This is a genomic window from Rhodococcus sp. MPR-R1B, assembly GCF_058793255.1.
Genome location: NZ_JBXAFO010000032.1, coordinates 21,991 through 37,627, shown reverse-complemented (window position 1 = coordinate 37,627; position 15,637 = coordinate 21,991). Strand labels below are relative to the sequence as shown.

Annotated in this window: 13 protein-coding genes; 7 read left to right on the top strand and 6 right to left on the bottom strand. The window is 60.4% G+C overall.

The window, feature by feature from the left end:
* The first annotated feature begins 33 nt into the window (after positions 1 to 33).
* Positions 34 to 354 carry a hypothetical protein gene (locus AC1Q61_RS28685; RefSeq protein WP_047269100.1) on the top strand — a complete coding sequence of 107 codons (321 nt, stop codon included), beginning with the start codon at positions 34 to 36 and terminating at the stop codon, positions 352 to 354.
* A 58-nt stretch (positions 355 to 412) separates the two neighbouring features.
* On the opposite strand, the gene AC1Q61_RS28680 is transcribed toward AC1Q61_RS28685, so the two are convergent.
* Positions 413 to 1,213: a hypothetical protein gene (locus AC1Q61_RS28680; protein WP_047269099.1), complete on the bottom strand. Its 801-nt coding sequence runs from the start codon at positions 1,211 to 1,213 to the stop codon at positions 413 to 415.
* Positions 1,214 to 1,965: 752 nt separating this feature from the next.
* On the opposite strand from AC1Q61_RS28680, the gene AC1Q61_RS28675 reads away from it, so the two are divergent.
* From AC1Q61_RS28675 to AC1Q61_RS28660, 4 genes are all read left to right on the top strand, one after another.
* Positions 1,966 to 3,315 (top strand): hypothetical protein, encoded by a 1,350-nt coding sequence (locus tag AC1Q61_RS28675; protein ID WP_198174643.1) that lies wholly within the window; start codon positions 1,966 to 1,968, stop codon positions 3,313 to 3,315.
* Between the two features lie 113 nt (positions 3,316 to 3,428).
* Complete coding sequence (locus tag AC1Q61_RS28670; protein WP_064112196.1) at positions 3,429 to 5,771, top strand: AAA family ATPase; 2,343 nt, start codon at positions 3,429 to 3,431, stop codon at positions 5,769 to 5,771.
* Positions 5,772 to 5,951: 180 nt separating this feature from the next.
* Positions 5,952 to 7,007: a cell envelope lipid trafficking protein PgfA gene (gene pgfA / locus AC1Q61_RS28665; RefSeq protein ID WP_064112197.1), complete on the top strand. Its 1,056-nt coding sequence runs from the start codon at positions 5,952 to 5,954 to the stop codon at positions 7,005 to 7,007.
* A 133-nt stretch (positions 7,008 to 7,140) separates the two neighbouring features.
* Positions 7,141 to 7,980, top strand: a complete 840-nt coding sequence (locus tag AC1Q61_RS28660) for a class I SAM-dependent methyltransferase (protein WP_052959769.1) — start codon at positions 7,141 to 7,143, stop codon at positions 7,978 to 7,980.
* 12 nt (positions 7,981 to 7,992) lie between these two features.
* Here the strand turns inward: AC1Q61_RS28660 and AC1Q61_RS28655 are convergent, their stop codons facing one another.
* From AC1Q61_RS28655 to AC1Q61_RS28635, 5 genes are all read right to left on the bottom strand, one after another.
* Positions 7,993 to 8,940 carry a hypothetical protein gene (locus AC1Q61_RS28655; protein ID WP_047269096.1) on the bottom strand — a complete coding sequence of 316 codons (948 nt, stop codon included), beginning with the start codon at positions 8,938 to 8,940 and terminating at the stop codon, positions 7,993 to 7,995.
* Between the two features lie 16 nt (positions 8,941 to 8,956).
* Positions 8,957 to 9,511 carry a hypothetical protein gene (locus tag AC1Q61_RS28650; protein WP_492654913.1) on the bottom strand — a complete coding sequence of 185 codons (555 nt, stop codon included), beginning with the start codon at positions 9,509 to 9,511 and terminating at the stop codon, positions 8,957 to 8,959.
* A gap of 2 nt (positions 9,512 to 9,513) precedes the next feature.
* Entirely contained in the window at positions 9,514 to 9,924 is a 411-nt protein-coding gene (locus AC1Q61_RS28645) for a hypothetical protein (protein ID WP_058228294.1), read from the bottom strand.
* Positions 9,925 to 9,929: 5 nt separating this feature from the next.
* Positions 9,930 to 10,634, bottom strand: a complete 705-nt coding sequence (locus AC1Q61_RS28640; protein ID WP_052959768.1) for a hypothetical protein — start codon at positions 10,632 to 10,634, stop codon at positions 9,930 to 9,932.
* A gap of 744 nt (positions 10,635 to 11,378) precedes the next feature.
* A complete protein-coding gene (locus tag AC1Q61_RS28635; protein WP_492654912.1) occupies positions 11,379 to 12,533 on the bottom strand; it encodes an AAA family ATPase in 1,155 nt (384 codons plus the stop codon).
* 201 nt (positions 12,534 to 12,734) lie between these two features.
* Here AC1Q61_RS28635 and AC1Q61_RS28630 point away from each other — a divergent pair, with 201 nt between their 5' ends.
* Together AC1Q61_RS28630 and AC1Q61_RS28625 are read left to right on the top strand one after the other, a co-directional pair.
* Positions 12,735 to 14,372, top strand: coding sequence for a hypothetical protein (locus AC1Q61_RS28630; RefSeq protein WP_157127662.1), 1,638 nt, complete (start codon positions 12,735 to 12,737; stop codon positions 14,370 to 14,372).
* A gap of 98 nt (positions 14,373 to 14,470) precedes the next feature.
* A complete protein-coding gene (locus tag AC1Q61_RS28625; protein ID WP_064112199.1) occupies positions 14,471 to 15,490 on the top strand; it encodes a hypothetical protein in 1,020 nt (339 codons plus the stop codon).
* Positions 15,491 to 15,637: the final 147 nt, after the last annotated feature.

Genomic DNA, 15,637 nt, shown 5'->3' with positions numbered 1-15,637 from the left:
ACGTTGTTCCGCCTCACATTAAGGAGATGCGCTGTGGCGCAAATAAGGACGCAGACACTGCTGGTGCTCGACGACAGCGAGAAGGAGGTGTTCAAGGATGCGAGTACGGGCAAACTGCTGCAGAACGCAGTCAAACCGCTCCAGGAGTCGCTGAAAGAGCACGCGAAGTCGCTAGCCGCGATGAGCAAGGGATCACCGAACGAGGATGATCTCAAGGCTGCTGACGCCGCGGTCACCGAATTGAAGGGGCTGCTGACGAGTCTCCCTCAGAGCGAGGCCCGCAAGGAGGCGGACGAGCAGCTCGATAGCGCTCAGGCGATCATCGACGAGGCGCGCGGAATTCTCCCGTCTTGACCTTTGATCGACGAAAAGCGGTCCACGCCAATGGCGTGGACCGCTTTTCGGTTCTAAATCAGGCAGACATGCGGTGACTGCCAGTAGAGTTCATTGCGGCCTGCGCATCCCTGATCCGCTGCTTGCGTGCCGCTGTGTCGCGCTCGCGGGCTGCGAAAAGATCGCGATGGCGAGCGGCCTGCGGGCCAGGGGTGTAGTCCTGCACTTCACCGCCGTACGCGCACAACAGATCTGCAGCCCGATCCCATCCGCAACCGAGGATCGTAGCCAACGTATTCGGAACCATCTGCTGTTTGACCGCGCGACGAACGATCTCGCGCTCCTCACCGTAAGTGATCACAGCTCGGCCGTCAGCCGAAACCTTTGGCTTCCGGTCGAGAAGGGACTGCGTGACGAACCGCTTAGGAAGCTCTTTGAGTGCTGCCTCGGACTTGTAGCGATGCAGTACATCACTGACGAGATGTTCGTCGATGGTAGGTACCGGATCGAGATCCGCTGGAATCCAACTGATGTCGGGAATATTTCGGTACAGCTTGGTTCCAGCGAGGACATCGAGGGTGTGGTGTTCGAGTTCAGCGTTGCTTCCTGGATCATGGATGTGCATGTCGGGCAAGCCTCGCGAGTTCCATGCGGTGGCAGCGACCACGGTGTTCGTCGGTTGCCTACCCAACTTCACCTCCTCAAGGACCTCGCGTCGGCACTGCTGCAGAAGCGGGCATTCGTGGCAGGCCGCGATCGCTGACTTCGCCACTCGGATACGGGCTTTGACAAACCGACGTTCTGCAGCCAATTCCGCGAAGGTGGCGGCGGGGACCCGTTCCTCGGTGCTTGCAGCGAGACTCGGGGGATCTGGAAGCATGAAGGAATCCGGATCATCTTGGCACAGGAGAGTTTTCGACACACGAGTCGCTGCCTGTCTCCACGCGTCCTGCGTAGCCCTGTTGGTAGCAGGAGAAGCGATGGGTCGACCAGTGCGACGGCGATGAGCGACCTGCAATGCGTGCCGAGCACGCAGACGCTCAAGCTCGCTGGCGACGTTCCGCTGAGAGGAAGGGGCGGAAGATCCCGCGTTGACGCCGGCCGGCCGGATCTGGCCTGGCGTAGAGGTAGGCAAAACTGTGGATGACATGGTCCCTCCAAATGGTGCCCGAAACGAGTTCAAGCGTGTACAACATCTCCGATAAGGAAAAAATAGCACGTCCGGCGGGTGTGTTGCGGTATCAAGCCCGAGATTTCACCACGAGATGTGGGCTACGAAACAGGCATACCAGCGGCCAGAACTGATCCCCGATAGCCCAATCCCATCAACAGCAGCCGCAGAATGCCAGAAATACGCGCCCCGAACTGGTCGAGCACGACGGGGCAGACGATCGGGCCCTCTGCCCCAACCGATTCATAAATCGAGACGCGAACGTCACCGGTAGATAGAACCAGTCTGGGCGTAACTACCCGGCCCCACCGAGACGCACCAATGGGTGACAACGCTGTCCGGCGACAACGATGACCAGCGAAATCCTGCCCCGAACTGCGCAGACGGACCGTGAGCCACCGCCGGGTTGCTCCCTCGACGAGCGTGCCGCACACATACAACCCCACCGCGAGACTGTGCGCATGACCAACGACGTGATTCTGAAAGCTGGATTCTTCGGGTGCGCACATGCCGGATACGGGATGCGTGGAATGGCCCGAAAACATCCCGCCGGCCCGAACATCCGCGAAGTTGACGGATACGTCACCTACGAACTGGTACAGCGCGACATGATCAGCAAAGGGGTGGACTGCCAGATCAACGGGGGCGACGGATTCCATGTGCACCACCCATCGGTGCGGGCAGTGAACGAGGAACGCCGCGTCGACGCCCTGCGAATCGCTGCAGGTATCCCCGCTGTCGTCAACACCGGCAACCATGACGCCGGCGCCGGGACTTCGGTCTCGGCAGCCGCGTTGCTGCACCAACCCGACCTGGGTCGTTTGGCGGTTTTTCCCGATCCGGGACGAGCAGTAGACGACCTGATCGGCCCGCAGCCCGGCTACTACGAAGTGCACCAACCGATCCCCGATGTGCCGTTCTACTTGCATGTTGTCTCACACAACGGACTGGATCCGCGACTACCAGAACGCGGCATCATCGTCGACCCACAACCGATCGAAGGTGGGGTAAACATCCTTGTGTCGCACGGTATTTTCTCTGCGGATGGGCGATTGTTCGGTGCAGATGACCGCCACGGCGCCGAGCGAGTGATCCCGGAGGAATGGGTCAACCGAGGCTGGGATCAGAGCATCCTGTCGGACTACCACACCCCGGGTCCGATCCCCGGTTTCGGACCGGATGACGGACGCGAACGCGGGCAAGTCTGGATGACGGGTTCGCTCATCGGACGAGGATTCTCTGACGAGATATGCGCGCGAGGTTGGCTGTTGCTCGAACTGACCACCGACGGCAGGGTCACCGTCACCCCTCAGTACGTGTGGCGTCGTCCCCAGATCGATTTCGACACGATAGACGCACGTGGAAAGACGATCGAACAGATCAACACGATCATTCGAGAACGCCTCGCCGAAAGCGACTGGTGGGATGATGAATCCGCCGAGATCAGTGGCGACGGAGGATACATTCTCCGGCAGAAGATTTCGTACACAACCTGCGGGCAGCGACATGGCCTGCGTGCACTGGCAGGGGAGTGGGCGGCAGCCGCCGGCCGCGCCGCCTACTGGGCGTTCGCGTGGGAACACCCGCTACCCGGTGACGGTGGTCTACGCCTGGCAACCGAACCAGAAACCCGAACTGGCAGCGACCACCGGCGCCGAACAGTTGATCTAGCCCAAGCCTTTACCGACCGCACCGACGAAGGCAGGCTCGGCGCGATGCTCAGGGCAATGGCCGAAGACATCCGAACCCCCGTCATCGCCCATGCGCATCGTGCACTGGCCGAGCTGGCCCCTGCCGAAGAATCAGCCTGACAAGAGTCAACCAACCCCGATCACGAGGCGTGCCGCACGCCTGACCGCCCACTTTTAGGTTCGGTCTATCAAATTCGCTCCACCCGCACGCGGACAAGACGAGGACGTAGACCATGCAGATCACCAGCGGACATATCTATAACTACCGATCGATTAAAGACTTGCAGATCGACTTCGATACCAACGGAATTCACGCACTGATTGGCCCTCCTGGCTCCGGAAAGTCGTCCTTCCTCGGAGCCCTCGGATTCGCACTGTACGGAGACCCCGGTCCGGGTATCGACCTGATCGACCTCCGGCATGACAAAGCCGACGACAAGGAATTGGCCGGAGCAGACGTGACCTGGCGCCACGGACAGGACACCTACCGAACCGTGCGAGAGATGCGCAGAGGTAATCGTGGCGGCAAGCCAGTGGAGAAGACCAGTGCCCGCATGTGGCGCAACGGTGTCGAGATCGAAGGCATGAGTCCGACATTGATGACGAGTGAGGTCACCAAGATTCTGGGTATGTCAGGCCGTGCATTTCGCGGCGCGAACATGATCGCGCAAGGCGAGGTCGACGCCCTGGCCACGGCCACGCCCACCGAAGTAACCGCACTCGTCGAAGAACACACCGGTGTATCGCAGGTAACCAAACTCCGTGAACAGGCACGCAAGTCCGCGAACGACAAACAGGCGGTCGCCGACGGCACGGTGGGATCGCCGGAGGCAGTGACCACTGCCGAGGAGCTTGAGATGGAGGCCGGCAAGGTGTTCGGTGAGGCCGAAGCTGCTCATGGTGCAGCGGACGCGAAGGCAAAGCGGGCGCGCAGAGACTGGGAAGAATGCAACGCAAGGGCACACGAGTTGCGAACCGCGGAGCGAAGCGCACAACAGTCTCGTGACGCCGTAGTCGCAGCCAAAGCACTCGCGGACAACGCTCGAGATCGATGGGAACGACTACACGTAACTGTCACGGATCGAAACCTCACTGGCGTAGATCCGGATCAGCTGCAGCACAGGATCACCGGGCTACAGACTTCGTTGCGCAGGATCACGGAAGCAGGCGCGAGTCTTGCTGGCGCAGCAGAGGCAGTTGCTGTAGCCATCACTGACACTGCACGGGCACAGAAGGCAGCTGACAGTTTCGATGTCGTCGCCGCCCAATCACGACTGGAACGGGCAGATACTGAACTAGCTGCAGTTGTCGATTCGATACGCACTGCAAATGGAGACGAGGCCGCCGCCCGCAAGGATGCGGTAACGCTCACGAAGTCGCTGCACACGTTGCGCCAGTCGATTGGCCAAGCCCATTGCCCGACGTGCCGTCAATCGATCAACGATCTCGATGCGCTCATCACCGACTTGGAGGCGAAACTAACCGCCGCGCAGTCGGCCGAAGCGAAAGCGGTGGAACAGGCTGCTGCACTAGCCGGAAAGCGAAGGGAGATCGACGCTCAGGTTGCCTCAGCACGACAAGAACTCACCGGCGCTGAACAAGCCGAACACCATGCCGAACAGGTTCGAGAACGCGGCGAAGCAGCTTTCCAGAACGAAACCGAGAAGCTCGATGCACTGGTAGAACTGCTTGCCAGCCTGGACAACGACATAGCCCCGGAACTGACGGACCGCACGAACGTCCAATCCTGCCTACAGGCCGCACGGGTCGTCCACGGCACCGTAGACAGCCGATCGACAGAGCTACGGGCAGAACACCGGCTGCTCATCGACGAGCACAAAGCAGCCCACGATCTTCAGGCAGCGAACGGCGCAGTCGACAACGCAGAATCCGCAATTGTCGACGCCCCGGATCCACAGATCGTTCACGCGGCCGAAACGGCAGCCAGCGATGCACGGACCCGGCTCGACGAAGCAGAGAGGACCGTGAGCGAGGCATGGGCAGTGCTCTCGAGCGCGCGCACCGGACTTGCGCAGGTGGCGAACGAAGCAGATATCGCCCGCGATCAGTGGGCACGCAAGTGCGAAGCGCTACGGGTCGCCGAAGTCGCACGCGGAGTTGCGGATGCTCTCACCGCTCTGCGGTCAGACTTGCTCGCCGAATGCACCCAACAGATTTCGGAAGCCGCGACAGAACTGCTGCAACGTTTCGGTGGAGAACACGTCGCCTTCCACCTCGGTACAGATTTTGTTCCCTGCGTGGAACTTGCCGATGGCCGACTCCGCAAGACGAAACTGCTCTCCGGAGGCGAAAAAGCGCGGGCCGGGCTTGCCTTCCGATTGGGAATCTCGATGCAGGTCACAGACGGCGGGTTGCCCGATCAGATATTCGGCGACGAGATCACCCAGTATCTCGATGACGAAGGTCGTCGGGCGATCGTAGAAACCATAAGCGATCTGTTCGCAGCGCCAATCCTGATCTCGCACACCGACGAGGTTCTCGACTATGCGACAACGGTGCACCAGCTGAATCGCAATCCATTGGGCGTTACGGAACTTCTCCCGCTCGCCAGCTAGCCACGATGCTGCGGCGGAGTGATCGTCCTCCGCCGCAGCATCGGAATGCGGATTCGATCGCAGGTTCCGCGCGGGAGAAGGTCGCAGATGTTCGCGAATCGTGGCCTCGATAGGCTTGCCCGGCGCGGATCTGCACATGACGATCGAGACGCTCAAGATCCGTTGGGGGAGGCAAGTGAAATGGCAACTGTTAGAACGAAGCGTGCTGCTGCTCTTGGTTTGATCGGATTGGGAGCTGGTTTCACTACCGTGGCCGTGCTGATTCCGACCTATGCTGCACCGAAACTCGTGAAAACGCCGCTGTCGATCGATGCGCCCACCGTGGCCACAGACAACAACGCGACCCTGTTGGATATGGGCGCGATCGACACCGGGAAAGTGGTGATCAACTCCGGCGTGGCTGTGACAGTCCAGCAATACGTCACGGGCGAGGAACCTTCGAATTCCGACATCGTGACGATCCAGTCGACACAGAAAGTAACTCGTGACGACCGCGAAGGCGACGCTGCTGTTGTCAGCGCAAACGTCTATCGCGTCACTGTGGACAGGGCAACAGCAATGCCGGTCCAGGATCCGCCGGCGACCATCCAGAGATACGCAGACAAACCGGGAGAGGAAGTCGTCGCGGAAGGCGTCAACTTCAAGTTCCCCTTCCACCTGCAGAAGCAGTCCTACCCATATTTCGACACGTTGGCCCGCGAAACGTATCCGATCGACTTCGTCGAAACGACCCAGATCGACGGCACCGAGGTCTTCCACTTCTCCCACACGATCGACCCCATGGACACTGGAGGCAAACTCACCCTCCCCGCGTCCGTGTGGGGGCTGTCCGGTGATCCGGACGCGCAGGTGCTGATGCACCGCTTCTACACCGCGAAGAGGGACTTGTGGGTTGAGCCCGTCACCGGGGCAATCGTTGCCGGCAATCAGTACGCGCGGCAGTACTACGCCCGCACGGCGGACGATCCGGAGTCGGTGACGATTGTGGAGATGGCCCCGGCGTTGGATGCGCAGACGAAGTCCGAGCAGCTTGCACAAGCCGTCCGATACAAGAGGCTGATCGTGTGGGGAACTCAGTACGCGCCCATGGGGTTAGGTGCAGTCGGCGTGATCGCGTTGCTCGGTGGTGCGGCAATGTTGTGGCGAAACCGTCAGATCGATTCGACGGCAGGATCGGATGTGCAGGTGGCAGCGCCACACGAGGACTACGACCGCATCTCGACGGCTACTCACTGAGATGGCCGGCCGGTGTCGCCTTCGCGATGCCAGCTGATCTCTCGTACCCTGCCGAATAGTTCGCTCACGGAAGAGGGTGCCGCGCGAATGGCGCTCACGACCAAAACATACGAAAGGCTCAGGCACACTACACATGAGTGCATTCAACGCAACCGGAGATGTCTCCTCAACGTCGGTTCTGATCGCGCACTTCCGGGCTCTTGAATCGACTCGCGACGATGCCCTGTTCGAAGATCCGCTGGCATCCGCGCTCGTGGAGGCATCAGGGCTGCCAGTCGGACAAGCCAAGCTCGAGCACGTCATCACCAGTCGCGTATACGAATCGGTTGCGGCGCGTACCCGCTACCTGGACGACCGAATCGAAGCTGCAGTGTCACGAGGTGCCCGCCAGGTCGTGCTGCCCGCGGCCGGCCTCGACACAAGGGCATACCGCCTGGGCCTACCCGACGACGTCGCGTTCTTCGAGGTTGACTTGGAGAACGTCTTCGCATTCAAAGAACCGGTTCTCGAACAGTCCAATGCGAAGGCGACAGGCCCGCGCTCAGTGGTCCCCGCAGATCTGACCGGCGATTGGGTAAAACAACTGACCGCAGCGGGATTCGACGCCGACGTTCCGACAGTGTGGGTTTTGGAGGGCATTCTGATGTACCTCACCGACGAGCAGAACGATCAGATTCTCGATGAACTGTCCGCGGTAAGCGCGCCTGGATCCGAGTTGCTGTTCGTCTCGTTTGCGCCCGGAATGATCGCCGAAGAGCAGACCAAGGAACTTGCCGGGATGGCGACAGCGGCGGGCATCGGATTCAAATCGCATGTCGCAGACCCGGTTGCGTGGGTAGGAGCACGCGGGTGGGTGATCGCGGACCAAACCACGATCAAGGAATTCGGAGCGACAATCGGCCGTGACGTTCCTTACGACGAGGCACAGTTCGGGCCGGTTACCTGGCTTGTCCATGCAATTCGCGCCGAGTAACTGACAACTCGACTACGCCGAGACTGGGCCCTTCGCAGCGTCGGACAACACAACCATCATGCGGTGCGTAGCAACAGGTGTTCGGCTGCCTTTCCACGCGGCGCGGCGGGTGCTGTACACGGCCGCGTCGCGTGGGATGAGCATGTTTGTTCCTGTGGCAACGATCTTTTCGTATTCCGCGCTGTAGGCGCGGATCGCTTGATAGCGCCGCAACCGGTCCGGAAGTATCGCGGTCGCAAACACGAGAAGTGCGTAGCCCGCGATGATCATCGGGCCAAGGACAAGTACCAATGTGATCGTCTGGGCATGATCGGTGTACCAGTTCTCGACGCCAGCGGCTTGGAGAACTAGATACAGCAATTTGTTGATCCCGTAGAGAAACCCGAGAGAACATGCTGCGGCGAGAACGGCCACTATTCGACCGAGCGGCCCGCTGCGCACTCTGCGTTCCCTGAGCAACCCGAAGAGGTAGTACAGCGCGAACACCAACGCGTAAAGCAATGTCCCCAGATACGCGCCCCAGTAGAGCAAAAGTGGTCCAGTGGGCGGGAAATCACGCGAGACGAAGTTCGTCGGCGTGTCAGTCGCTGGCGACAGCAGGAACCCGACGCCGGCAACGGTGACCATAGTTGCTGTGAACAGTCGGTGGCGTGTCTTGTTGAATGACGGGCTTTGAACGACAGTTGCCACGGCTTCGCCGATGCAGCAGAAGGCGAAAGTTCCGAGCAGAACCGCAGTGGCGTCCGGAATGTTCCAGATACCTGTCAGGTCGTGAAGCCAAACATCGACGTAGTCGTCGGAGAGTACGGGGATGCGCGCGGCTTGACCTAAACCGAGGGCGGCCAACACTTTTGTGAGGGGCCGACTGTCCGGGTTCCGTTTCCACATCGGGATTCTGAACGCGACAAACGTCAAGAGCGCGATCGGGACGAGTGTGCCTGCGAAGTTGTAAAGAGTCACTGCACTTGCCAACCCATCATCCCTGCGAGACGTAGGAGGAGGTTCTTCTGCGTCTCCGGCAGATCGTCTGGGTAGAGGGGGCACGCATCTCGTCGGCCTTAGCCATGATCAGTGTCGCCAGCTCCTCAGCCTCTACTTCGACCGGGTGGAGTGTGTGGGTGGAACGGGTGAAGCAGACCTGTGACAACGCAAGTCGGTGGATCATGTAGTCCGGCAGCTGCGGTGAGACCCGGCGAATATTCGTGCGTAGGTACTCGAGGAAGTCCTGTTTGTTGCTCTTCTGATGAGCCATGACGATGTGTGCGAGTTCATGGCAGATGATGTGCTCGCGGTATTTGCCTTCGGCGTCATGTCGGACGTAGATCACGTCCCGTCGTTTGGCGGGTATCCAGAGCCCGGTGATCTCACTGTGAAGATCGATCGGAAGATCCTCGACGATGATCAGGCGGTTGATGCGAAGCCCGAGCTCGGCGATGAACGATTCGATTGACCACGGCCGCGAGAAGGGGAGGGTTGCGAGCGCCCTGCGGGCAAGCTCCTCGGGGGTGGGAGCGTCTTCGAGAGCATCCATGTCTACGAGACTTGGCCGTTAGGGTCGCCGTACTTTTCGTGAGTTTCGTTGATCAGATTGGTCAACGCGTTGACCGCCGCAGACGGCATGTTCGCGTTGCGCGCGCGTAGCGCAATGGTGGAGAGCTGGCTGGTGGTCAAACTGAAGTAGAAGTCCAGCTGTGCGTCGTAGTCGGCCTGTTCCTCGGGAGTGCCGGTCAGATAGGAGGCCGGCGCCTCGAAGTGGGCAGCGACGGTGGCCAGGACTTCGTTGTCTGGTGTGTCTGCACCGTCGAGCAACGCCTGTATGTCTGCCCTGCTGAGGGTTCGGCTCAGCGCGGCGCCAACTGCGGCTGCGACCGATTCTGCTGTGTCGGTACGTCCAGCCGAATTGGCTGCGTCGAACAGCTTCTGCACTCGCGCGGATAGACTCATGGCGCTCATTCTCCACCGCTCTCTGATGTGAACGGCTGGCTGATGTTCGATGGTTGTAGTGGTTGGTGATCGAACCACCGTTGCCGGAACCGATGTTCGGTGGCTGCATCTATGTTGACGCGGCGATGGGCCAACCAGCGTAGGTACAGGCGGTCTTCGAGATCTGTCGGATCTGCACCTTGTCGTTCCGCGGGTTGGTTGAGATGAGTGCCGAAGATGAGATCCAGATTCGGCGGCGGTGGATGATCGGGGCCCGCGTTCCGCTCGAACAAGTCGATGACTTTGATCAGGGTGAGTCTGGAAACGACGGCGGAGAGCTCCGCGAAGGAACTCTTGACGTCGTCCGAAGGGGAGTCGAGATCGAGTAGCGCCATGTTGAGTGTGTCCGTGGCACGTATCAGGGACGTGAGATCGACGATCGGCACCGCGACCTCGTTGGGGCCAAAACGTAAGGCTTCCCCTTGGGAGGAGAGCGGTGTTGGCTCACCGCCGCTGAGTGCTCGCGATGCGCTGCCTGGCACCCATTGCAGTGCGGTGTCGAGCTTTTCAAGCGTTGAGCTGTGCATTCGGGCGTCCGAGTCGCCTGATTCGATCGCTGCGAGTTTGGTGTCGGAGGGGCCACCGTTCTGCTGCACTTGCTTGCGATTGAGCCCGAGAGCTGACCGTCGCTTGGCGACGATGTCTCCGAATCGCTTCTCAGGGCTGGTCACCGCCGAAACTTTACCTTGCGGGCCAACTTATCCCAACCGGAATCGCCCATCTTTGGCCGCGGGCGTCGTCAGGGTGGTGGGGTGAATTCTAAAATTGTTGGGTGACGGCATAATTCGACGTAGATTTAATGCAAGGTTTAAGCACATAAGTTGTAGATTTGTTGGCTTGCAAACCCAATTTTGTTCGGCTAGGTTTTCGAGACATCGGAGATGCGCACCGCGGCGGCAAACGCCAACTGCATCTAGCCACGTACTCGGCACGCCGAATACGAGTGTTATTGCAGGTAGAAGTGAAGCGGTCGGGCCCAGCCAGGAAACTGGCGGGCCCGACCGCTTTTCTGCGTCTAATTCTGAAGGGAGTGCCCACTCATCAATTGGGCTAGATGTCTCATCAAAAAGTACTAGGACCTTAGTCCTCACTTCAAAAGGATGTAACGCTCCTTTAGACGGCTCATCACGGCTTGGGCCCCGCCGAGCCAAACGAACACCGACACCAGATTCAAGCGGTCGTACGAACCAGAGATCGTGCGACACCGACGCCGACTGCCCTACGATGGTGTTGCAGCACGATGGCACCTTTCGGTGCTGGTGCGCACGACAGATCGACGCAAACCCTCCGCGTCGTCGGTCGTGGCTCGTTGTAGTCGCACGTGGTCGGTGTGAGGCCCGGCCACGGATCGCGGACTCTTCGATGCACCTCGGGGCGCTGCGGGGAGCATTCCCTGCAGCGCCCTGCCGGCTTTCTTAGAGTGACCGTGCCTGCAACGGTTCAGGGACATCAATACCCAGTCCGAGTTCTGTCGTGAGCAGAGACTGCAACTTCATCCGCTGTTCCCCATCCGGGCATTCGCCCAACATTGCGCACGCAGCGAAATGCTCATCGAACACCATCGTGAGATCACGCGCTTTGATCAGAGATCGCATCGACGGAACCCAACGGCGAATGCCATTGGCGGCTTCGCCGTCAGCCAGAGTGTGCAGATGCTGAGCCACCTCGATGAACCCTGCGGGAATATCGAGTTTCGAGGCGGCCTTGAGGTCCACAGGTACGTGCAGTTCAAACGCCGACCTGTCCCGGATTGGGCTGGTCACCCCGAACCCGATACCGGGATTGAGGTTGATGATCACGCAGAATCCTTCTGCCGCCGTAATAACCTGCTCGTCGGGGCGGTCGAGCACCGTCAAGGTCCGTCGGTGATCGAGAACAGGGAGCAGCGTGGCCTGCACGCCCGACGGCATCCACCCGAAATCATCGAGCAATAGTGGTCGGCCAGTGAGCATCGCTGTCACCAGAGCGCCGTCGACGTACCGGAACACGCCTGCCTCGCCAGGCACTGGGAGGTACTGCCCGACCAAGTCTTGGAAAGTCATTCCGTCGTAGCAGGCGATGGTAAGGAGATGGTCGCCGTGCGCAGCGGTCGCTGACGTTGACTTCCCGGTCCCCGGCGGACCGGATTGGATGACGTGCATCCCGTATGTGCGGGCTTGCCGCAAGATCTCAATGTCAGTGTGGACGCCGTCAACGCTGCGAGGGATGTAGCCGTCGACAAAGGTGGGGGTGGTGGGGCCTTCCGAGTTCTGTTCAACTTCCCTTCTGGCCCATTGGGCCTTTTCCACGAATTCCTCGACGCTGCCGTATTGGCCGCCCATTCCCGCGTATCGGTCAGCCAGACGCAGCGCGATCGCATGCCAGGCTTGGGCGTTGTCATCGGGGATCGCGTCGCTGTCTCCTGGCATCGAGGTGATCATCGGCTGGTACGGAACACCGCCGGGCACATTCCGTTCAGCATCAGCTGCAGCCTTCTCCGCGGCTTCCTGCACCCGGAACCCGAGAGCGGTCAATGCCTCAACAGTCGGTTCAGTCCTCGCGATCACCAGGTCGTCGACGTGACCGGACACATACACTCCGGCATCCGTAGCGAAGGCGACATGCGCCTCTTTGACCTCATGCGCAAATCGGTCCGTGGTGTATGAGATCCCGTAGACAATCACACGAAGCCCTTTCTCAGTCCACCGAGTAGATCCGGCAGTTGCCTGTACCGGAACCGGTCCAGACACAATGTTGACGATGCCCGCGGTCGAGACATTGGAGTGATCATATTGAGCACAGTTCCGGACATCTGGATTCGTACGGTGCAGTCCATCCGAGCAGCTTCACGCGAACTCGTGGACACCACCGTCGATGTCCACCTGTTCGGCATCGACGGCACCGCGTTGCTCGAAACGCCAGTGCTGTCAGCCTTCTCCCCGAACCGTTTGCTCATCGACGTCGCGCGGATGGGCGCTGTTATCAGTCCTGATACACGCATGGATTCGATGGTGCATCGCATGGCGCATCCAGAGGCGTCGGGCTTGATCGTCTCCCGACTCAGTGTCTTCGCAGTGGACGGATGGTGGCAGAACCCCGAGCACGGAGGAACCGAGGCATGGGCGGCCGCGCGAGACCTGGCGCAGATCGTTTGTGAGTCGAAGCTGGCAGTAGCGAGGGACGGAGAGCGCACCATCCTGCACGCTGCACTCGGAATGCTTGCTCCCATGCCACCTTTGCTGACTCAGAGGGAGTTGGCGCGTGTCCTACTCGCCGGTGTTCTCCCGCGAGTGGATTTACTTGTGGTGCCGGGCTTGATGATACGGCGAGCGAAACAGTGGATCGTGCACCATTGCGGGCACGACAGGTTAGCCAATTGTGTGAAAATCTGGCGTACGGCAACGCGTCTCGACGCTCACGACCACGCTCGATGGGAATCAGTCGGCGCAGATTTCAGCGCAGCAGTCGACGCTGCAGTTGAAGGTATTCCAAACACGGCCCTCACAGCCGAAGTAGTGCAACAGATCATCGAGCCGATCGAGACCGCCATCAAGGCCGCTGTCGCCGAAGCGCTCGATATCGCAGCGCGTTTCAACGGGACCGGACTCGAAATCGTTGGAAACCGGTCGGGGCTGGTGGAAGAACCTCTCGACGCCGCTGGGATCGGATTGCCGCGTAGTCGAATGCTCAGCTACTCCGACCCCACGGATGCCGAGCGCACAGCACGGGACCTGTTCGCCGACAAGCTGTCTGAAGCAAGCTACCGATCGCCGGGTGTGCGCTCGGTGGCCGTGGCGTATCCAGCTGGTCGCCTCAACCCCCGGGAACTGGTCCGCTACAGCGCGCAAACCCAATTGGGATTGCAAGCGACCGCGAAGCCATGGACTCAGCAGAGGATCGCACCTCGAGCGCGGGTGCAGTTGACCTTCGCGATGGTCTTCGACGCGTCACTGACAATGGCGCGGTGGGCGAACTACGCCGGACCTTTGGGCTGGGCGACAGCGTCCGCAGTGCATCAACTCGGCGGTACCTGCACGGTGCGAGGGTTCGGCGGTGGCACTTTCGACGTCATCAAGGCCGGAACGGCCCCCGCCCAGGTGCCCCGTGTCGTCGACAGCGGATCCGGATCCGACGGCTGCGACATCGCGCTGACCGAGGTGATCGCAGACAGTGACATTCTCAACAGGACCGGGGCACGGATCGTCGTCGTTCTGACGGACGGGAAGCTGCCGGCCGACGACGCCGCAGCCATTGACAACGCGATCGACCTGCTTCGAGACTCCGGAACGATCGTGTTGTGGGTGCTGCCCTCAGCGAAGGTGACGGCCCCTGTGATCCCTGAGCGCACAACGGTCCTCACCTCGGTGACACCGGAATCATTCATCGCCGTCGTTTCCCAGGCAGTGATCGACGAGCTCGAACGAGCCTGAGAATGGGGCTGTTTGTGAGCCATCAATGACCGGAACACCCACCTCTACCGTGATCTGTACTCACGGTTGCCGGCATCGCCGGCAGGAAGGTGTCACCCATGACTCACACACCACCCCGCATCACCCCGATCAGTCGCCAGGACGCTGCGGCCGCGGATCCGACCAAGACATGCGGACCGCTCGTCATCGACGACGGACACGTTCACGCGGTCGGCGAAGCACATGGGCGATTGGTCCCGATGGTCGGTCAGATTCGACCGTTCTTGTACGACGCAGCTTTCGAAGGTGTCCGCGTCTATGCCGACCGAGTCGATGATGTCCTGGCGGTGATGCTCGGTGACCGATATGCCGAACTGACTGCAGCCCTAGACGAACTCGATCTGCACCCAGTCCCTGCACCCGACGAGTCCGACCTCGAACCCGTCGACGAGATCGCAGCAGTCGCCGGCTTGCCGCCAGGCGACGACCTTGGTGAATCTGTGTCGGAAGCTGAGCTGGCTGTGTTCGCCGCTCACATGGCATACAAGGACAAGCAAGCTCGCATCAAGTACGAGATGGCGCTGATCCGCCGGCGTCATGCGGATGGTCAACGCGTCCGTCTGCAAAGCGCTATCAACGACGAGGCCCATGCCGATGGCAGCTGGCTTGTCATGACTGATGAGCAGCGCGCACTTCTCCTGTCCGCCGGAGACCCGAATGGTCAGTCACCGGCCGGTGTCATCGAAGAAGTACCGATCTCTATCGACGGAGTCGACGGCACCCTCATACAGACGACCGTGGAACGAGGGGTCTGGACAGCTGACACACGCCTTGTCGTCAACACTGGTGACTACTCACCCTGGGAGCCGATCCCTTTCCCAGAGTCAGCAATCATCCGACTGGACGAGCACGACGAAGAGGTCGAGGTTCAGACCCGGAGCAACCTGGTGATCCTTCGTATCGACACGCCGGACGACTACCTCGAATCGCTCAGTGACGCAGGACTCGTACACCTGAAAGTCACCCCGACCGAACAACCGGACGACTTCTTTCGAGGCGCCGAATCGATCCTTGTCGAAGCGGCAAACGAGGCGCGTTTGGCCGAAGGATCCCCAGCACAATCGCACCATGATTCATGAGGTACTCACTGGCACACGAAGTGTCTGCGATATCTGTACTACACATACAACACAGCACCCGCCACGTCTCAGAAACAAGGGCCTGGCCTGCAGTTATAGCCGGACAGGGTGCTGGCGCACTCGCGCCAAAGGCGGCATGATGTCACC